Source organism: Streptomyces sp. NPDC007088, assembly GCF_042869355.1.
Lineage (GTDB): Bacteria > Actinomycetota > Actinomycetes > Streptomycetales > Streptomycetaceae > Streptomyces.
The window spans coordinates 55,144-73,685 of the sequence record NZ_JBIAFO010000001.1 but is presented as its reverse complement, the minus strand read 5'-3'; the positions used below and the strand labels follow the sequence as shown (position 1 = coordinate 73,685).

Annotated in this window: 14 protein-coding genes; 3 read left to right on the top strand and 11 right to left on the bottom strand. The window is 76.2% G+C overall.

All coding sequences use genetic code 11. From position 1 onward, the window contains the following. Positions 1-20: 20 nt before the first annotated feature. Both ACFYMP_RS00340 and ACFYMP_RS00335 read left to right on the top strand, forming a co-directional pair. A complete protein-coding gene (locus tag ACFYMP_RS00340) occupies positions 21-1,130 on the top strand; it encodes an acetamidase/formamidase family protein (RefSeq protein WP_388848039.1) in 1,110 nt (369 codons plus the stop codon). After that, positions 1,127-2,446 carry an amidase family protein gene (locus tag ACFYMP_RS00335; protein ID WP_388848036.1) on the top strand — a complete coding sequence of 440 codons (1,320 nt, stop codon included), beginning with the start codon at positions 1,127-1,129 and terminating at the stop codon, positions 2,444-2,446. The genes ACFYMP_RS00340 and ACFYMP_RS00335 overlap by 4 nt, the downstream gene beginning before the upstream one ends. Before the next feature lie 35 nt (positions 2,447-2,481). Here the strand turns inward: ACFYMP_RS00335 and cobC are convergent, their stop codons facing one another. From cobC to cobM, 6 genes are all read right to left on the bottom strand, one after another. After that, positions 2,482-3,546 (bottom strand): Rv2231c family pyridoxal phosphate-dependent protein CobC, encoded by a 1,065-nt coding sequence (cobC, locus tag ACFYMP_RS00330; RefSeq protein ID WP_388848033.1) that lies wholly within the window; start codon positions 3,544-3,546, stop codon positions 2,482-2,484. Beyond that, on the bottom strand, positions 3,536-4,450 hold the full coding sequence (locus ACFYMP_RS00325) for a sirohydrochlorin chelatase (protein ID WP_388848031.1): 915 nt from the start codon (positions 4,448-4,450) through the stop codon (positions 3,536-3,538). The genes cobC and ACFYMP_RS00325 overlap by 11 nt, the downstream gene beginning before the upstream one ends. Beyond that, a complete protein-coding gene (locus tag ACFYMP_RS00320) occupies positions 4,447-5,076 on the bottom strand; it encodes a precorrin-8X methylmutase (protein ID WP_388848028.1) in 630 nt (209 codons plus the stop codon). The genes ACFYMP_RS00325 and ACFYMP_RS00320 overlap by 4 nt, the downstream gene beginning before the upstream one ends. Continuing rightward, on the bottom strand, positions 5,073-6,770 hold the full coding sequence (gene cobJ, locus ACFYMP_RS00315) for a precorrin-3B C(17)-methyltransferase (protein ID WP_388849483.1): 1,698 nt from the start codon (positions 6,768-6,770) through the stop codon (positions 5,073-5,075). The genes ACFYMP_RS00320 and cobJ overlap by 4 nt, the downstream gene beginning before the upstream one ends. A gap of 74 nt (positions 6,771-6,844) precedes the next feature. Further along, positions 6,845-8,149, bottom strand: a complete 1,305-nt coding sequence (cbiE, locus tag ACFYMP_RS00310; RefSeq protein WP_388848025.1) for a precorrin-6y C5,15-methyltransferase (decarboxylating) subunit CbiE — start codon at positions 8,147-8,149, stop codon at positions 6,845-6,847. Then, a complete protein-coding gene (cobM, locus tag ACFYMP_RS00305) occupies positions 8,146-8,973 on the bottom strand; it encodes a precorrin-4 C(11)-methyltransferase (protein ID WP_388848022.1) in 828 nt (275 codons plus the stop codon). Before cobM ends, cbiE begins: the two co-directional genes overlap by 4 nt. A gap of 170 nt (positions 8,974-9,143) precedes the next feature. On the opposite strand from cobM, the gene ACFYMP_RS00300 reads away from it, so the two are divergent. Next, positions 9,144-9,872 carry a ZIP family metal transporter gene (locus ACFYMP_RS00300; protein WP_388848019.1) on the top strand — a complete coding sequence of 243 codons (729 nt, stop codon included), beginning with the start codon at positions 9,144-9,146 and terminating at the stop codon, positions 9,870-9,872. A 50-nt stretch (positions 9,873-9,922) separates the two neighbouring features. Here the strand turns inward: ACFYMP_RS00300 and cobI are convergent, their stop codons facing one another. Genes cobI through cobN form a run of 5 tightly spaced genes read right to left on the bottom strand, consistent with a single transcriptional unit; the run spans position 9,923 to position 18,496 of the window. Next, positions 9,923-10,669, bottom strand: coding sequence for a precorrin-2 C(20)-methyltransferase (gene cobI / locus ACFYMP_RS00295; RefSeq protein WP_388848016.1), 747 nt, complete (start codon positions 10,667-10,669; stop codon positions 9,923-9,925). Further along, entirely contained in the window at positions 10,666-12,039 is a 1,374-nt protein-coding gene (locus ACFYMP_RS00290) for a cobyrinate a,c-diamide synthase (protein ID WP_388848013.1), read from the bottom strand. Before ACFYMP_RS00290 ends, cobI begins: the two co-directional genes overlap by 4 nt. 35 nt (positions 12,040-12,074) lie before the next feature. Beyond that, the gene (cobO, locus tag ACFYMP_RS00285; RefSeq protein ID WP_388848010.1) at positions 12,075-12,674 is read right to left on the bottom strand and encodes a cob(I)yrinic acid a,c-diamide adenosyltransferase; all 600 of its coding nucleotides are present in this window, start codon (positions 12,672-12,674) and stop codon (positions 12,075-12,077) included. Beyond that, a complete protein-coding gene (locus ACFYMP_RS00280; protein WP_388848007.1) occupies positions 12,675-14,825 on the bottom strand; it encodes a putative cobaltochelatase in 2,151 nt (716 codons plus the stop codon). Further along, entirely contained in the window at positions 14,825-18,496 is a 3,672-nt protein-coding gene (gene cobN, locus ACFYMP_RS00275; protein WP_388848004.1) for a cobaltochelatase subunit CobN, read from the bottom strand. The genes ACFYMP_RS00280 and cobN overlap by 1 nt, the downstream gene beginning before the upstream one ends. Positions 18,497-18,542: the final 46 nt, after the last annotated feature.

Here is an 18,542-nt window from a genome sequence, read left to right as displayed (position 1 = left end):
CCGTGCGAGCGTCTTGGACCATGCTGACCTTGCAACGGGGACAGGGCCCCGTCGACGGTGACCACTATCTCGGCGCCGACCCTGCCGCCGTCCACTGGGGCCTGCTGCCCAACGCCGACAGCGAACCGTCGCTCACCGTGGACTCCGGCGCGTCGGTCACGCTCGACACCATCAGCCACGAGGGAATCCTGGGCGACCAGGGACGCGACCCGGCCGCCTTCTTCGGCGCGGCCGGTATTCCCCGCCGTGATCTCCTGCGTGACACGGTCGAGTTGGCCGCGGGGCCGCATCCGCACGACCCGGTCGTACACGGTCCGCACGTGGTCACCGGCCCCGTCGCCGTACGCGGCGCCCGGCCGGGCGACGTCCTGGAGGTCGAGGTGCTGAGGCTGCGGCGGCGCACCGGCTACGGCGTCGTCAGCAGCCGCCACGCGCGCGGCGCGCTCCCCGGCGAGTACCCGCTCGCCCCACCCGGCCACCCGGAGGGCGTGCCCGTGCCGCCGGTCAGTCTGCTCGCCACGGTCGGCGAGGACGGCCGGGGCCGGCTGCCCGTCGGCGACGGACGTGAACTCGCCTTCCCGCTCAGGCCGTTCCTCGGGATCATGGGGGTGGCCCCGGACGCCTGCGAACCGGTGCACTCCGTCCCGCCGGGGCGGCACGGGGGCAACCTCGACGTACGGCTGCTCGGTGAGGGCGCCCGGCTCCGCCTCCCCGTACAGGTGCCGCTGGCGCTGTTCTACGCGGGCGACCCGCACTTCGCCCAGGGCGACGGCGAGGTCGCGCTCACGGCGTTCGAGGCGCCCCTGCGCGCCACCGTCCGGCTCACCCTGCACCAGGGCGCGGCGGACCGCGCCCTGGCCGCCGCGCTGCGCGCGCCGTTCGCCGAGACGGCGGACGAGCACCTGCTGCTCGGCCTGGACGAGGACCTGAACGAGGCCGTGAAGTACGCCGTCCGCGACGCGCTCACCTTCCTGGACCACCGCTGCGGCATACCCGGGCCGGTGGCGCTCGCCTACCTCAGCGCCGCGGCCGATTTCCACGTCTCCCAAGTGGTCGACCTCGTCAAGGGCGTGCACTGCCGTCTGTCGAAGGCCGATCTGGCCCCGCTCCTCCTGCGCAGGCCCGTATGACCCTGTCGCCCCACGACCGCGGGCTCCCGCCCCGCTCACCCGAAGAGCCCGGGGGCGCCCCCGGCGCCCGGCCGCCGCTCGGCCCCTACGTGCCGTGGTCACGGCCGCGGCCCGCGTCCGGGACGGGGCCGCTCAACGGCGTACGGCTCGCGGTGAAGGACGTCTTCGCCGTGGCCGGGACCCCCACCGGCGCCGGGCACCCGCGGTGGCGGCAGACGCACGCGGCGCCCGCCCGGGACGCGGACGCGCTCGCGCGGCTGACCGCCGCGGGCGCCTCGGTCGCGGGCGTCGCGCACACCGACGAACTCGCCTACAGCCTCGCCGGCACCAACGCCCACTACGGCGCGGTCCGCAACCCCGCCGCGCCCGCCCGCACCGTCGGCGGCTCCTCCAGCGGTACGGCCGCCGCGGTCGCCGCGGGCCTCGCCGATCTGGGGCTGGGCACGGACACGGCCGGGTCCATCCGGGTGCCCGCCGCGTGGACGGGGCTGTACGCGCTGCGACCGACGCACGCGCGCACCGACCGGACGGGCGCGGTCCCGCTGGCACCCTCCTTCGACGTCCCCGGGCTGATGGCCCGCCACCCGGACCTGCTGCGCGCGGGCGCCGGCCTGCTGCTCAGCGGCGCGCCGGACCCGGCGGAGCCGCTGCGACTGCTCCTCCCCGAGGACCTGTGGCGGACCGCGGAGAGCGGCGTGCGCGAGGCGCTCGCCCCCCTGGCCGGTCTGCTCGCGGCCCGGCTGGCGCCCGACAGGACGGCGCAGTTCCCCGAGGCGCGGGCGTGGGCGCGGGCCCAGCGCGCGTTCTCCACCCTCCAGGCCGCGGAGGCCTGGGACGCCCACGGAACCTGGATCTCCCGCGAGCGCCCGTCGTTCGGGCCGGGCGTCGCCGCGCGCTGGAGCCTCGCCGCCCGCCTGACGAAGGACGAGGTGACCGCCGCCCGGCGCGCACAGCGCCTCGCCAGGGACCTGTTGCTGCGCTCACTGCGGGAGGGCGCGGTGCTCGCGATCCCCACCACCCCCCGCCTCGCCCCCGCCCTGCGCCCCGGCGGCCCGCCCGCGCCCCCGCGCGGCGTCGACGGCCCGCACGAGACGGGCACCGCCTCCGCCGCACGGACCGCGCTGCTGCGCCTGACCTGTCTCGCGCCCCTGGCCGGGCTGCCCGCCCTGACGGTGCCCGCCGGCCGGGTCGACGGCTGTCCCGTCGGGCTGTGCCTGATCGGCGCGCCCGGCACGGACGAGGCGCTGCTGCGGCTCGCGGCGGAGCTGCCCTCGCGAGGACCCGACGGCGGCGAGGGGGCCGGCTCGCGTCCCTGACGCCAGGAAAGCCGCGGACCGGCGGCCCGGCACCGTCACCCGGCCGCCAGTACCTCCCGCAGCGCCGCGAGGAACCTCTCGCTCGTGGACCGGTCCCGGACCGCGATCCGCAGCCAGTCCCCGTCCAGACCGGGGAAGGTGTCGCCGCGCCGCACCGCGAAACCGGCCGCGCGCAGCCGCTCCCGCACCCGTGCCGCGCCCCGCAGCCGTACGAGCAGAAACGGGCCCTCGGCCGGGCCCGCGACCGTGACGCCGGGGCAGTCCGCGAGGCCCGCCGCGAGGAAGGCGCGGTCCTGGGCGATCGCGCGGGCCGCCGCCTCCGCCTCCGCCAGCGCGGGGGCGGCCGAACACGCCTCGGCCGCGACCAGCGCCGGGCTCGACACCGGCCACAGCGGCTGCGCGGACTCCAGCAGCGCCACCGTCTTTGGCGGTGCGAGGACGTAGCCGATCCGCAGCCCCGCGAGCCCCCACGTCTTGGTGAGGCTGCGCAGCACCACGAGTCCGGGTACGTCCGTGCGCCGGGCGAGCGACTCCCGCTCGCCCGGCACCGCGTCCATGAACGCCTCGTCCACGACGAGCGTGCGCCCCGGGCGGGCCAGCGCCGTCACCGCGTCCGCCGGGTGCAGGACGGAGGTGGGGTTGGTCGGATTGCCGAGCACCACCAGATCCGCCGCCGCGGGCACGAGTCCCGCATCGAGCCGGAACCCGTCCTCGCGCGGCAGGACCACCCGCTCCACGGGGACCCCGGCCTCCCGCAGCGCCGCCTCCGGCTCGGTGAACTGCGGGTGCACGACGACCGCGTGCCGCGCCCGCAGCGCCCGCGCGAGCAGGACGAAGCCCTCGGCCGCGCCCGCCGTCAACAGCACCCGCCGCGGCGGCAGTCCGTGGCGCGCCGCGACCGCCGCCCGCGCCGCCCGGCCGTCCGGATAGGCGGCCAGAGCGGTCAGCGAGGCCGCGATCCGCTCCCGCAGCCACGGCGGGGGAGTGCCGGTACGGACGTTGACCGCCAGGTCCGTGAGCGGGACCCCGCCCGCGTCGCGCACCTCCGCGTCGCCGTGGTGGCGCAGGTCGAACGCGCCGGCCGCCCGCTCAGTGCGCATGCGAGTGCGCGTGAGGGTGGCCGTGGCCGTGGTGGTGGCCGTCGTCGTCCGGGTGGAAGTGCGGCTGCTGCGGGGCGCCCACCTTGTCCTCGAAGCCCGGCAGCGCGACGCGGTAGACGCAGGAGTCGCAGTTCATCCGGACGCCCTCCCCGGCCGCCTCCTCGTACCGCTCCCACACGAGGCCGAGCAGTTCCTCCGTCGGGCCGATGACGTCGGCGGTCGACACCTCCGCCCCCGGGTGCGCGGCCGACCAGTCCGCCGCCTGGTCCCGCACCCGGTCCGGGAGGACGCCGGTGAACAGGAAGTACGGCAGCACCACGATCCGGCGCGCGCCCAGCCGCACACAGCGGTCGAGACCGGCCGGCACGTCGGGAGCGGCGAGCGACACGAAGGCCGTCTCCACGCCCGCGTAGCCCCGGCCCTCCCACAGCAGCCGGGCCGCCTTGTACACCTCGGCGTTCGCGTCCGGGTCGGTCGAGCCGCGCCCCACCAGCAGGACCGTCACCCCGGAGCGGTCCGCCCCGTCGAGCACCGCGTCGATCCGCCGCTCCAGGACCTTCAGGAGCGAGGGGTGCGGGCCCAGCGGACGGCCGTACGTGTAGCTCAGCCCCGGGTGGCGCTCCCGCTCGCGGGCCAGCGCCGCCGGGATGTCGCCCTTCGCGTGCCCGGCGGACACCAGCATGAGCGGGACGGCCGCGAAGCGGCGCACCCCGCGTTCCACGAGGGAGCCGACGGCCTCGGTGAGCGGCGGCGGCGACAACTCGATGAACCCGCCCGCGACGGGCAGTTCGGGGTGGCGTGCGGCGAGTTGCGCGACGAACGAGCGGAACGCCTCGGCGCCGCCCGCGTCACGGGTGCCGTGTCCGGCGATCAACAGGGCGGGGGCCTGCGTGGAGGCAGTCACAGTATGTTCTCCGGGTCAGTGGTGAGCGGGTGGTACAGGAGGGCGTTCAGCGCGGCGGCCGCGACCGCCGAACCGCCCTTCTCGGAAAGGTTGCTGACGGCGGGCAGCCCGCTCGCGCGCAGCGCCGCCTTCGACTCGACGGCGCCGACGAAACCGACGGGCAGCCCGATCACGAGGGCCGGCTCCGCGTCCAGCAGGAGGAGTTCCTCCAGCGCCGTCGGCGCGTTGCCGACGACCCACAGCGCGCCCGGCCCGACCTCCTCGAAGGCCAGCCGCACGGCGTGCGCGGAACGCGTCAGCCCCGGGCCCGGCCGGGCCTCGGGCAGTTTGCACACGGTGGCGCGGCGCGTGATGCCGGCCGCGACCATCGCGACGTCCGTGACGACCGGGGCGCCCGCGTGCAGCGCCGCGTGCGCCGGCCCGAGCGTCGCCTCGTCCACCACGAGGTCCCCGGCGTACGCGAGATCGGCCGCCGAGTGGACGACGCGTTCCACGACCGCCCGCGACAGGGGCGGCAGGTGCCCCGTGTCGAGCCGGGCCCGCATCCGCCGGTAGGACTCGACCTCGATGGGGTGCACGGGACGCTCCCACGCGGGACGCCCCGCCCGCCCGGCCGCCGCGCTCATCGCCCGGCCTCCGTGCTCTGCCAGCGGTAGCCGCGCGGGGTCACCATGCGCCCGGCGATCTCGCGGGTCGCGGTGTTGCCGACCGTCACCACGGTCATCATGTCGACGCTTCCCGGGTCGAGCGCCGCGAGCGTCGTGACCCGCGCCGACTCGTCCGGCCGCGAGGCGTTGCGCACCACACCGACCGGGGTGCTCCCCGCGCGGTGCCCGGCCAGCAGGGCGAGCGCCTTCGGCAACTGCCAGTCGCGGCCCCGGCTGCGCGGGTTGTAGAAGGTCACGACGAGATCCGCCTCGGCCGCCGCCCGCACCCGCCGCTCGATGACCTCCCACGGCGTGTGCAGGTCGGACAGGCTGATCGACACGTGGTCGTGGCCCAGCGGGGCGCCCAGCAGGGCCCCGGCGGCGAGCGCCGCGGTCACCCCCGGCACCCCCACCACGTCGATGTCCGCCCCGGCCTCCGCGAGCGCCGGCGAGGCCATCGCGTAGACCCCGGCGTCCCCCGAGCCGATGAGCGCCACGGCCCGCCCGGCGCGCGCCTGGGCCACCGCCGTCCGCGCGCGCTCCTCCTCGGCGCCCAGACCCGACTCGATGACGACGGTGCCCGGACGCAGCAGATCGCGGATCTGGTCCACGTACTGGTCCAGGCCCACCAGGACGGCCGCGCGCCGCAGTTCGTCCTTCGCGCGCGGCGTCAGCAGGTCCCGCGCGCCGGGCCCGAGCCCGACCACCGCGAGCCGCCCGCGCACCGGCCGCCGCACGACCGCGCAGGTCGCCATCGCCGCCCGCCCCTCGGGCGCCGACTTCCGCTTCGGGACGAGGAGTTCACCGCCGCCCATCAGCGCCGCCGCCTCCGCGACCGAGGGCGTACCGAGCGCCACGAGCGGCGCGTCCGAGGGGTTCGGCACCCGCACGGCCGCCAAGTCCCGCGCCGGGTACGTCCGCAGGGGGACGCCGAGCCGTTCGGCGGTGGCCAGCACCCCCGGCTCCCCGGCCTTCGCCTCGGCCGTGACGAGCGCGGCCACCGAGGACGCGGACAGCCCCGCCCCGGCGAGCGCGTCGAGCACCAGCCGGTGCACCTCCTCGGCGGGCGCACCCTTCGAGGCGCCGACCCCGACGACCAGGGACGGGGGCCGCAGCACGGCGGTGCCCGGCGAGGGGGGCACGGCGCGGTCGCTCACCCGCAGGAGCGAGGGCCCGGCCGCGTCCGCGGCCACGTTCGGCGGCAGCGCGGGCAGCGGCCAGCCGGTGTCCTGGGCCAGCCGCACCGGCTCCCCGTCCAGCACCGCGCGGCTCACCCCGGCGACATCGCCCTCGACGGGCAGACCGAGGGTGTCCAGGCCCGGGAGGTCACGCGCGTCGGTCGCCGTCGTCACCACGGGCCGCGCGCCCAGGACCCCGGCGACCTCCTCGGCGAGGGCGTTCGCGCCGCCGCCGTGGCCGCCGAGCAGCGCCACCGCGAACCGGGACGCCTCGTCCACGCACACCACGCCGGGATCGCTCGCCTTGTCCCCCAGCAGCGGGGCCAGCAGCCGTACCGTGGCGCCCGTCGCCAGGAAGCACACGACGCGCTCGCAGCCCGCGAACGCCGCGGCGAGCGACTCCCGTACGGAGGCGCCCGCGTAGACGCGGGTGCGCTCCGGCCACGCGGCGGCCAGCCGCCCGGCGGCTCGCTCCCCGGCGGCCGTGGCCCACACCAGGCCGACGACGGGGGACCGCTCGGGCCCCGGCCGCGCGCCCGTGCCCGGGGCGCTCTCGGGTGAAGTCCCGGTCACAGGGTCACTCCTTCTCTTCCGTGTTCTTCGTTCTTCCCGGGCTTCCCGGGCGGGGACGCGTCCCCGCCCGCGCCCCGTTCGCCCCACAGCAGGAACACCGGGTTGCCGGCCGCGAGCCGCGTCACCCCGCCCGGCAGCGGGGCCAGCCGGGAGGACTGGAGCTGCACACCCCCCACCGCGTAACCGGCCCCTTCCAGGGCGAGCCGGGCGGCGGGCACCCGGTCCAGCGCCGCCACCGCCACGACCACCGCGCGCGGCCCGCGCGCCGCGCAGGCCCGCAGGATCTCCGGCAGCCGAGCCCCGCCGCCGCCCACGAACACCGCGTCCGGGTCCGGCAGCCCGGCCAGCGCGGCCGGGGCCCCGCCGTGCACGGCGAGCAGGTCCACGCCGTGCACGGCCGCGTTCCGGCGCACCAGCGCCACCCCGTCCGCGGACTTCTCGACGGCCACGGCGGCGGCCCCCAGCCGCGCGCACTCCACGGCGACCGAGCCGGAGCCCGCGCCCACGTCCCACACCAGATCACCGGGGCGCGGCGCGAGCCGGGCCAGCGCGAGCGCCCGCACCTCGAACTTCGTGATCATCGAGGCGCGGTGTCCGAACTCCTCCTCGGGCAGCGCCCACGGCCCCGCTCCCGCGCCGGGGCCGCCCGCGACCGTCGACACCGGTCCCGGCTCCAGCGCCGAGGGGGCCAGGCACAGCACGACGCTCACCGCGTCCCACTCCCGGCCCGCCGCCTGCGCGGGCGTCAGCCGCTCGACCCGCTCCCGCTCCGGATCGCCCAGCGCGCTCGCCACCACCAGAATCCGCTCCGGCCAGCCCAGCAGCGCCGCGCCCAGTTCGGCGGGGCCCGCGCCCGGACCGGTCAGCACCGCCGTCTTCGGCCGCGCCCGGCACAGGTTGACCGCCGTACGCAGCGCCCTGCCGTGCGCGCTCACCACGACCGCGTCCTCCCACGGCAGCCCCGCCCGCGCGAAGGCCGCGGCGACGGAGGACACCCCGGGCCGTACGTCGAGCGCCGCGGGCCCGAACCGCTCGGCGAGCACCCGCACGACGCCGAAGAACCCCGGATCGCCCGAGGCCAGCACGAGGGCGTCCGCGCCGCCCGCCGCATGCGCGGCCAGCGCGTCCAGCGCCGGGGCCAGCGGCCCCAGCACGATCCGCTCCGCGTCCCGGGACAGCCCCGCCGCCCCCGCCGCGTCCAGGTGCCGGGCCGCGCCCACCACGAGCGAGGCCCCCGCGAGCCGGGCCCGTACGTCCGCGTCGAACGGCGCCCCCGTCCCCGTACCCACCACGGTGATCACGGTGTGCCGCCCTCGGCGCGCGCCGCCCGCAGCGCGCGGCGCGCCTCGGGCTCCGCACGGCGGAAACCGTGGAAGTGCCCCGGGTGGTACAGGTGCGAACGGGTGCCGCTCGCGTCGAGCGCCGGGCCCACCAGGAACAGCGTGTGCTTCCACAGGCGGTGCTCCTTGACGGTCTCCTCCAGCGTCCCGATCGTGCAGCGCACGAGCAGTTCCTCGGGCCAGGTCGCCTGGTACGCGACGACGACCGGGGTCGACGTCGGGTAGCCGCCCTCCAGCAGCTCCTTCACGAGCTGTCCGGAGCGGGCCGCCGACAGGAACAGCGCCATCGTCGTGCCGTGCCGCGCGAACTCGCGCACCTCCTCGCCCGGCGGCATCGGCGTCTTCCCGCCGCCCAGCCGGGTCAGGATCACCGACTGCGCGACCTCCGGGATCGTCAGCTCCCGCCGCGCGAGCGCCGCGACCGCCGAGAACGAGGACACGCCCGGCACGATCTCCACCTCCACGCCCAGCTGCGCGCAGCGGTCGACCTGCTCCTGCGTACCGCCCCACAGCGCCGGATCGCCCGAGTGCACCCGCGCCACCCGCAGGCCCCCGGCCGCGGCCCGCTCGTACACGGCGACCACGTCCTCCAGCGACATCGCCGCCGAGTCCAGGATCTCGGCGCCCTCACGGGCGTGCTCCAGGACCTCGGCCTGCACGAGGCTCGCCGCCCAGATCACGACATCGGCCTCGGCGATGGCCCGCGCGGCGCGGAACGTCAGCAGATCGGCGGCGCCGGGGCCTGCGCCGACGAAGGTCACCTTGCCGGTGGGGGCAGCGGCCATGGGAATCGGGGTCCTCACTCTTGACGGGGAACTCGTGGGGTTTGACGGGAAACTCGTAGGGGCGGTGACCGGGAGACGGCCCGCGCGTCCGGGGGACGTCCGCGCACGGCGGGGGTGACGTCCTGGTGAAAGGACGTGCGGCGACGCCCTCAGTCGGCTAGCAAGGAGACATGGTCGTGCTCGTCGCGCTGGGCTCCTTCGTGATGACGCTGGTCGGCGGCTGGGCCGCCCACCACGTCACCGACCGGCGCCACCTCGTCCTCGGCTTCGCCGGGGGGCTCATGCTCGGCGTCGTCGGCCTCGACCTGCTGCCCGAGGCCGTCGAGGGCGCCGGGCAGAAGGTGTGGGGCGTGCCCGCCGCGCTCCTGCTGTTCGTGGCCGGCTTCCTCACCGCCCACGTCGTGGAACGGCTGCTGGCCCTGCGCCAGGCCGCGCACGGCGCCCAGGACCCCGGACAGGTCACCCAGGTCGGGATCGGGGCGGCCGCCGCGATGGTCGGGCACAGCGTCGCCGACGGCATCGCGATCGGCGCCTCGTTCCAGGTGGACAACGCGATGGGCTTCACCGTCGCGCTCGCCGTGATCAGCCACGACTTCGCCGACGGCTTCAACACGTACACGATCACCCGGGCCTACGGGAACGCGCGCCGCAAGGCCCTCGCGATGCTCGGCGCGGACGCGGTGGCCCCCGTGGCGGGGGCCGCCTCGACGCTGCTGTTCACCATTCCGGGCCAAGCGCTCGCGTGCTATCTCGGCTTCTTCGGCGGCGTCCTGCTGTACATCGCCGCCGCCGAGATCCTGCCCGAGGCCAGCCACAGCCACCCCGCCCGCTCGACGCTGCTGTGCACCGTCGCGGGCGTCGCCCTCATGTGGCTCGTGATCGGCGCGGCCGGCGAATGAGGCCCGGCCACGGGACGGGGCGCCCCGGGCCGTGAGGGGGGCGGCGCCGCTCACAGCTTCTCCCCGCGTCCGCCCGTCCGGCGGGCCGGAGCGATGAGCGTCGACAGGTACGGCAGCGGCCCCCCGGACAGCTCCGCGGCCGGCCGGATCGACTCCCCGTCCAGGCCCAGCGAGGAGCCCCACACGGCGCCCTCCAGCCGGCCCGTCTCCCGCAGCGCGCCCGCCACCTCGCCCGCGAGCCGACCGAACTTGTACGCCACGACCGTGCCCGGCCCCTCCAGGGCCTCCTTCAGCACCGCCGAACCCGCCGTCACCGGCACCAGCGTGAGCGGCTCGGTGCCCTCGGCGAGCACCGCCCCGGCCCGCGCCGCGAGATCCTGCATCGCCGTGATGCCCGGCACCGTCGCGACCCGCGTGTCCGGCAGCGCCCGCCGCACGGTCTGCGCGAGGTAGTGGAAGGTCGAGTACACATTGGGGTCGCCGATCGTCGCGAAGGCCACCGGGCCCCGCTCCCGCAGCAGGCCCACGACCCGCTCCCCGGCCGCGTCCCAGGCCGCCTCGCGGCGCGCCCGGTCGGCGCGCTCGTTGAGCGCGAACACGACCCGCACGACCCGCTCGGCCGGCACGTGGTGCAGCACCGTCGCCTCGGCGCGGCCCGGCTCCCCGAGGTCCCGGCCGTCCGGGCCCGCCATCACGGGCACCACGACGACCGCGGCCTCGCGCAGCTCGCGCACGCCCTTCACCGTCAGCAGTTCGGGATCGCCGGGACCCACCCCGACACCGACCAGCCTGCTCATACCGCACACCTCTCCGCCGGCCACCGCCGCGCGCTCTCCACCAGCCGCCGGGCCGACCCCGGCAGCCCCGCCGGATGCGTGTGCACATAACTCGCGTGCACCCCGTCCCGTACGAAGCCCTCGACCCGCGCCGACGGCTGCCGCAGCCCCCAGGCCGGCGACCCGCCCGCCCCCGGCTCCAGGACCGTGCGGTGGAACTCGTGGCCCCGCGCCCGCGTACCCGCCGCGGCGAGCACACTGTCCGACACCGCGACCGCCTCGCGGTAGCCCAGCGTCAGCCGGTCCGTCATCCGCGCCTCGGCGTCCAGCACCCCGCACATCGCGGCCCCGTCCAGCGAGCGAGCGAGATACAGCAGCCCCGCGCACTCCGCCGCGACCGGCGCCCCGGCCCGCGCCAGCCGCGCCACCGCCCCGCGCAGCGGCGCGTTCGCGGACAGCTCGGGCGCGTACACCTCGGGGAAACCGCCCCCGATCACGAGCGCCCGCGTCCCCTCGGGCAGCGCCTCGTCCCGCAGCGGGTCCACGGTCACGACCTCGGCGCCCGCCGCCCTCAGCGCCTCCGCCTGCTCGGCGTACGAGAAGGTGAACGCGGGCCCGCCCGCGACCGCCACGACCGGACGCGGACCGGCCACCGGCTCCGCGCCCTCCGGACGCCACGGCGCGACGCTCCGCTGTGGCGCCGAGCGCGCGAGCCGCAGCAGCGCGTCCAGGTCGCAGCCCGCCCGTACGTGCCCGGCGAGCGCCGCGACCGCCTCCAGCGCCTCGGCCCGCCGCTCCGCCGCCGGGACGAGCCCCAGGTGCCGGGACGGCGTGAACAGCTCCGCCGTCCGGCGCAGCACCCCGAGCACCGGCACCCCCGACTCGTCGAGCGCGGCCCGCAGCAACTCCTCGTGCCGGTCCGAGCCGACCTTGTTGAGGACGACCCCGCCGACGCGCACCTCGGGGTCGAAGGAGGCGAAACCGTGCACGAGGGCCGCCACCGAACGCGACTGCGCGGAGGCGTCCACGACCAGGACGACCGGCGCGCCCAGCACCTTCGCGGCCTGCGCCGTCGACGCCAGTTCCCCCTGGCCCGCCGCCCCGTCGTACAGCCCCATCACGCCCTCGACCACGGCGAGGTCCGCCCCGGCCGCCGCGTGCGCGCACAGCGGGGCCAGCGCCCCGGTGCCGCACAGGTACGCGTCGAGGTTGCGGCCCGGCCGCCCGGTCGCGAGCGCGTGGTAGCCGGGGTCGATGTAGTCCGGGCCCACCTTGTGCGGGGACACGGACAGGCCGGCCGCCGCGAACGCCGCCATCAGCCCGGTCGCGACGGTGGTCTTCCCGCTGCCGGAGGACGGAGCGGCGACCACCAGACGCGGCGGGAGGGGCACGGGAGCGAGGGCCGACGGGGCCGACGGGGAGACGGTCACCACTCGATGCCCCGCTGGCCCTTCTGCCCCGCGTCCATCGGGTGCTTGACCTTCGTCATCTCCGTCACGAGGTCGGCCGCGTCCAGCAACTCCCGCGGCGCGTTGCGCCCGGTGATCACGACGTGCTGGTTGCCCGGCCGCTCCCGCAGGACCTCGACCACCTCGGCGGTGTCCACCCAGCCCCAGTGCATCGGGTACGCGAACTCGTCGAGCACGTACAGCCGGTACGTCCCGGCGGCCAGGTCCCGCTTGACCTGCTCCCAGCCCTCGCGCGCCGCCTCCTCGTTGGAGAACTGCCGGTCGCGCTGGACCCACGACCAGCCCTCGCCCATCTTGTGCCACGCGACGGCGCCGCCCTCGCCGGAGGCGCCCAGCACCTTCAGCGCGTTCTCCTCACCGACCTTCCACTTGGCCGACTTGACGAACTGGAACACCCCGATCGGCCAGCCCTGGTTCCACGCGCGCAACGCGAGACCGAAGGCCGCCGTCGACTTGCCCTTGCCGACACCGGTGTGCACGACGAGCAGCGGACGGTTGCGGCGCTGCCGGGTCGTGAGCCCGTCGTCCGGCACCACGGCCGGTTTTCCCTGTGGCACTTAAGCGGCCCTCCTCGGTCCCCGCGGACCCTGTACTTCCCTCACGAGCCCGGCGATGGAATCCGCCCGCAACTCGTCCAACGTCACTGCCGTACCGCCCAGTTCACGCGCGAGCGTCCCGGCGAGCCCGAGCCGCACCGGCCCCGACTCGCAGTCCACGACCACCGAGGCGACCCCCTCGGCAGCGTGCAACCGGGCCGCCCTCGCCGAAAGCGCCACCGGATCGGGCGCACCCCCGGCCGAGGCGCTTCGCGCCACCCCCGCACCCGTCGCCCGGCCGTCGGTGACCACCACGAGCAGCGCGCGCCGCGAGGGGTCCCGCAGCCGCTCCACGCGCAGCACCTCGTGCGCCTTCAGCAGACCGGCAGCGAGCGGCGTACGGCCCCCGGTCGGCAGGCTCTCCAGCCGGGCCGCCGCCGCGTCCACCGAGGACGTGGGCGGCAGCGCGAGCGTCGCCTCCCGGCCGCGGAAGGTCACCAGACCCACCTTGTCGCGCCGCTGATAGGCGTCGAGCAGCAGCGAGAGCACCGCTCCCTTCACGGCGCCCATCCGCTGCCTGGCCGCCATCGAACCCGAGGCGTCCACGACGAACAGCACGAGGTTGCCCTCGCGGCCCTCGCGCGTCGCCTGCCGCAGATCGTCGCGGCGCACGATCAGCCCGGCGCCGCTGCGGCCCCGCGCCCGCTGGTGCGGCGCGGCGGCCCGCACGGTCGCCGCGAGGTGCAGCTTCCCGAGGGTCCCGCCGCGCGGACGGCGCGCCCCGGTCGTCCGCCCGTGCTCGGTACGCGCCCGGGACCTGCGCCCCGCCGCGCCCTCCCCGAGACCGGGCACACTCAGCGTCTTCGTACGGAAGGGCTCCGAGGCGCGGGCGGCGGGCTGGTCAGCCGCGCCCGCCGGTCCTTTTCCCTCGGCGTCCCCGGAGGGCTCAGGGGAGGCCGGAGCGCCGGACTCCTCGCCCGGGGACTCGCCGGACCCCGCGTCCCGGGACTCGCCGGACCCCGCGTCCGGCCCCTGCCCCCGCGGCGGCACCCCGCCACCGCCACCGCCCCCGCCCCCGTCCGGGCCGTCCGGCCCGTCGGGGTCCTCGGGGTCCTGGCCGGGTTCCTGGTCCTGGCCCGCCGACCGCTCCAGCGCCTCGTCGAGCTTGTCCTCGTCGAGGCCCGGCGCGTCGAAGGGGTTACGGCGCCTGCGGTGCGGCAGGGCGAGCAGCGCGGCCTGCCGCACGTCCTGTGCCAGGACGTCCTCGCGCCCCTCCCACGCGGCCAGCGCCGTCGCGGTGCGCGCCATCACGATGTCCGCGCGCATCCCGTCCACCTCGAAGGCCGCGCAGGTCGCCGCGATCTGGCGCAGCGCCGCGTCCCCGAGCCGCACGCGCGGCAGCAGCGCGCGGGCCGCGCCGATCCTCGCCCGCAGCGCGTCCTCCTCCTCGGCGAAACGCGCCGCGAAGCCGGCCGGGTCGTCCTCGTACGCGATGCGCCGCTTGACGACCTCGACACGCTGGTCCGTCTCACGCGAGGCGGTGACCTCCACGGTCAGCCCGAAACGGTCGAGCAACTGCGGGCGCAGCTCGCCCTCCTCGGGGTTCATCGTGCCCACGAGCAGAAACCGCGAGGCGTGCCGTACGGAGACGCCCTCCCGCTCGACGTACGAGGAACCCATCGCGGCGGCGTCCAGCAGCAGGTCCACGAGGTGGTCGTGCAGGAGGTTGACCTCGTCGACGTACAGGATGCCCCGGTGCGCGTCCGCGAGCAGCCCCGGCTCGAAACTCTTCACGCCCTCCGACAGGGCCCGCTCGATGTCCAGGGCGCCCACCAGCCGGTCCTCGGAGGCGCCGACGGGCAGCTCTACCATGCGGGCCGCGCGCGCGAGCCCGGCCCCGGCCTCGTGCGGTCCGTCCGGGCAGTGCGGGTCGGGCGCCGCCGGATCGCAGGAGAACCGGCAGCCGGGAACCACCGGGACCTCCGGCACGAGCGCCGAAAGAGCGCGCACCGCCGTGGACTTGGCGGTGCCCTTCTCCCCGCGCACCAGCACCCCCCCGACCCGCGAGGAGACCGCGTTGAGCAGCAGGGCCAGGCGCAGGTCGTCCTGGCCCACCACCGCCGTGAACGGGAAGTGCGCCGTCGTCGTGCCGGCGCCCGCTGGGCTGGTCATCACTCGTCACCCTCACCTTCGAGTTCGCCTTCGAGCCGCAGGTACGTCTCCCGCAGCCGGTCCAGGGTCGACTGGTCCGGCTCGGCCCACAGCCCCCGTTCCGCCGCCTCCAGCAGGCGCTCCGTGATACCGCGCAGCGCCCAGGGGTTCGACTTCCTCATGAACTCCTGGTTCTCCGGGTCGAAGACGTACTCGGCGGACAACCTCTCGTACATCCAGTCGTCCACCACCCCCGCCGTCGCGTCGTAGCCGAAGAGGTAGTCCACCGTGGCCGCCATCTCGAAGGCGCCCTTGTAGCCGTGCCGCCGCATCGCCGCCATCCAGCGCGGGTTGACGACCCGGGCGCGGAACACCCGGTGCGTCTCCTCGCCCAGCGTGCGGGTCCTCACCTGATCCGGGGTCGCGCTGTCCCCGACGTACGCCTCGGGGGACTCGCCCGTCAGGTGCCGCACCATCGCGACCATGCCGCCGTGGTACTGGAAGTAGTCGTCGGCGTCCACGAGGTCGTGCTCACGGGTGTCCACGTTCTTCGCCGCGACCGAGATGCGCCGGAACGCCGTCTCCATGTCCCCGCGCGCCGCCCGGCCGTCCAGCCCCCGCCCGTAGGCGTAGCCGCCCCACACCGCGTACACCTCGGCGAGATCGGCGTCGGTGCGCCAGTTGCGGGCGTCGATCAGCGGCAGCAGACCGGCGCCGTACGCGCCCGGCTTCGAGCCGAAGACCCGGGCCGTCGCGCGCCGCCGGTCGCCGTGGCGGGCGGTGTCCTCGTCGGCGTGCGCCCGTACGTAGTTGACCTCCGGGTCCTCGTCCAGTTCGGCGACCGCGCGCACCGCGTCGTCGATGAGGCCCACGACGTGCGGGAAGGCGTCCCGGAAGAAGCCCGAGATGCGCACCGTCACGTCGACGCGCGGCCGGCCCAGCTCCCCGGCGTCCACGATCTCGAAACCCGTGACACGGCGCGAGGCGTCGTCCCACACCGGACGGCAGCCCAGCAGCGCGAGGATCTCCGCGATGTCGTCCCCCTGGGTGCGCATCGCCGAGGTGCCCCACACCGTCAGGCCCACCGACTTCGGGTACGCGCCGGTGTCGGTGAGGTAGCGGGCGATCAGCGAGTCCGCGAGGGACTGCCCCACCTCCCAGGACAGGCGCGAGGGGATCGCCTTCGGGTCGACCGAGTAGAAGTTGCGGCCCGTCGGGAGGACGTTGACCAGCCCGCGTGTCGGCGAACCCGAGGGCCCGGCCGGTACGAAGCCGCCGCGCAGCGCGCGCAGGATGTGGTCGATCTCGTCCGTCGTGCGGGCCAGCCTCGGCACGACCTCCTCGCACGCGAAGCCCAGTACCGCGACCGCGTCCGGCAGTCCGGCGCCCAGCACCTCGGTGACCAGCGGCCGTACGGCCGACAGCTCCCAGCCGCGCTCCTCCATGCCCTCCGCGAAACGGCGGCACACCTGCTCCAGCAGGTCGATCGCGTCGGCGCCGGTGCGGGCGGGGCCCTCGGCCAGGGCGCTGAGCCCGGCCGGGACCTTCACGGCGGCGCCCGGCTCGGCCAGCAGCTCCTTCTCCACCAGCCCGAAGTGCTCCGCGAGAGCGGCTCGCAGCCCCGGCAGGGCGTTGGCCTGACCGCCCCACACCTGCGAGGCCCGCAGCACCGCGAGGACGAGGTTGACCCGCGCCTCACCGACCGGACCGCCGCCCAGGACGTGCAGGCCGTCACGGATCTGCACGTCCTTGATCTCGCACAGATAGCCGTCGACGTGCATCACGAACTCGTCGAAGTCCTCGTCGTCCGGCTGCTCTTCGAGGTGCAGGTCGTGGTGGAGCTCGGCCGCCTTGATGAGCGTCCAGATCTGCGCCCGCACCGCCGGGGCCTTGGCCGGGTCCAGGTCGGAGACCACGGCGTACTCGTCCAGGAGCTGTTCGAGCTTCGCGAGGTCACCGTAGGTGTCGGCGCGCGCCATCGGCGGCACCAGATGGTCCACGACCGTCGCGTGCCCGCGCCGCTTCGCCTGCGTCCCCTCGCCCGGGTCGTTGACGATGAACGGGTAGACCAGCGGCAGTTCACCGAGGACCGCGTCGGGCGCGCAGCCCGCGCTCATCCCCAGGCCCTTGCCGGGCAGCCACTCCATCGTGCCGTGCTTGCCCATGTGCACGACGGCGTCCGCGCCGAAGCCCCCCTCGGAGGACCGCGCCTCCAGCCAGCGGTACGCCGCCAGGTAGTGGTGCGAGGGCGGCATGTCCGGGTCGTGGTAGATCGCGATCGGGTTCTCGCCGAAACCACGCGGCGGCTGGATCATCACGACGACGTTCCCGAACCGCAGCGCGGCCAGCACGATGTCGTCCCCGTCGACGTAGAGCGAGCCGGGCGGCTCGCCCCACGCCTCCAGCATCCCGTCCCGCAGCCCCGGGTCCAGCCGGTCGAACCAGGCCCGGTAGTCGGCGAGCGGCACCCGGGCGGGCGCGGCGGCCAACTGCTCCTCGGTCAGCCACTCCACGTCGTGCCCGCCGGCCGCGATCAGCCGGTGGATCAGCTCGTCCCCGTCGTCGGGGTGCCCCTCCACGCCGTAGCCGGCCTCGCGCAGCGCGTCGAGGACCCGCACCGCGGAGGCCGGGGTGTCCAGGCCCACCGCGTTGCCGACCCGCGAGTGCTTCGTCGGGTACGCCGTGAAGACCAGCCCGAGCCTCTTCTCCGCGTTCGGCTTGTACCCCAGCACCGCGTGCCGGTACGCGATCCCGGCGACCCGCGCCGCGCGCTCGGGGTCGGCGACGTACACGGGCACCTCGTCGGGGCCCTGCTCCTTGAAGGAGAACGGGACGGACACGATCCGCCCGTCGAACTCGGGGATCGCGACCTGCATCGCCGCGTCCATCGGGCTGAGCGCCGCGTCCGAGGCCAGCCAGGTGGCGCGCGAGGAGGTGAGACACAGCCCCTGGATCACCGGCAGGTCGAGAGCGGCCAGCTCACCGATGTCCCAGGCCTCCTCGTCGCCCCCGGCGCTCGCCTCCGAGGCGTGCGCGCCGCCCGCCGCGAGCACCGTCGCGACCAGCGTGTCGGCCCGGCCGAGCAGCTCGTACAGCCCGGGGTCGGCCCCGCGCAGCGAACCGCAGTACACCGGCAGGGCGTTGGCGCCGCGCTCCTCGATCGCCGCGCACAGCGTGTCCACGAACCCCGTGTTGCCGGACAGCTCGTGGGCCCGGTAGAAGAGCACACCGACCGTGGGCCGGCCCTCGACCCGCTCGTACGCCCCGTGCACCCCGTACGCGGGCATCCCGCGCGGCTCGGCGAAGCCCTCGCCGGTGAACAGCACCGTGTCCGACAGGAAGCGCGCGAGTTCCGCGAGGTTCTCCGGTCCGCCCTCCACGAGATAGCGCAGCGCCTCGGCCACCACCCCGGCGGGCACCGAGGACTCGGCCATCAGCTCGGCGTCCGGCACCGCCTCCCCGCCCAGCAGCACCGTCGGCACCCCGGACGCCTTGAGCACGGCGAGCCCGTCCTCCCAGGCGCGCTTACCTCCCAGCAGCCGTACGACCGCGAGGTCCGCGCCCGCGAGCAGCGCGGGCAGCTCCTCGGCCGGGTCGACCCGCGAGGGGTTGCCGATCCGGTAGGACGCCCCGCAGGCCCGCGCGGCGAGCAGATCCGTGTCGGCGGTGGACAACAGCAGCACAGTGGGCACGGCGTCCTCAACTCCCTTGTCGTGTACGTGAACGGGCGGCTGTGTT

Coding starts and splice junctions, on each gene's coding strand:
- ACFYMP_RS00340 (WP_388848039.1), top strand. CDS start 21: ATGCTGACCTTGCAACGGGGACAGGGCCCCGTCGACGGTGACCACTAT.
- ACFYMP_RS00335 (WP_388848036.1), top strand. CDS start 1,127: ATGACCCTGTCGCCCCACGACCGCGGGCTCCCGCCCCGCTCACCCGAA.
- cobC (WP_388848033.1), bottom strand. CDS start 3,546: ATGCGCACTGAGCGGGCGGCCGGCGCGTTCGACCTGCGCCACCACGGC.
- ACFYMP_RS00320 (WP_388848028.1), bottom strand. CDS start 5,076: ATGAGCGCGGCGGCCGGGCGGGCGGGGCGTCCCGCGTGGGAGCGTCCC.
- cobM (WP_388848022.1), bottom strand. CDS start 8,973: ATGGCCGCTGCCCCCACCGGCAAGGTGACCTTCGTCGGCGCAGGCCCC.
- ACFYMP_RS00300 (WP_388848019.1), top strand. CDS start 9,144: ATGGTCGTGCTCGTCGCGCTGGGCTCCTTCGTGATGACGCTGGTCGGC.
- cobI (WP_388848016.1), bottom strand. CDS start 10,669: ATGAGCAGGCTGGTCGGTGTCGGGGTGGGTCCCGGCGATCCCGAACTG.
- ACFYMP_RS00280 (WP_388848007.1), bottom strand. CDS start 14,825: ATGACCAGCCCAGCGGGCGCCGGCACGACGACGGCGCACTTCCCGTTC.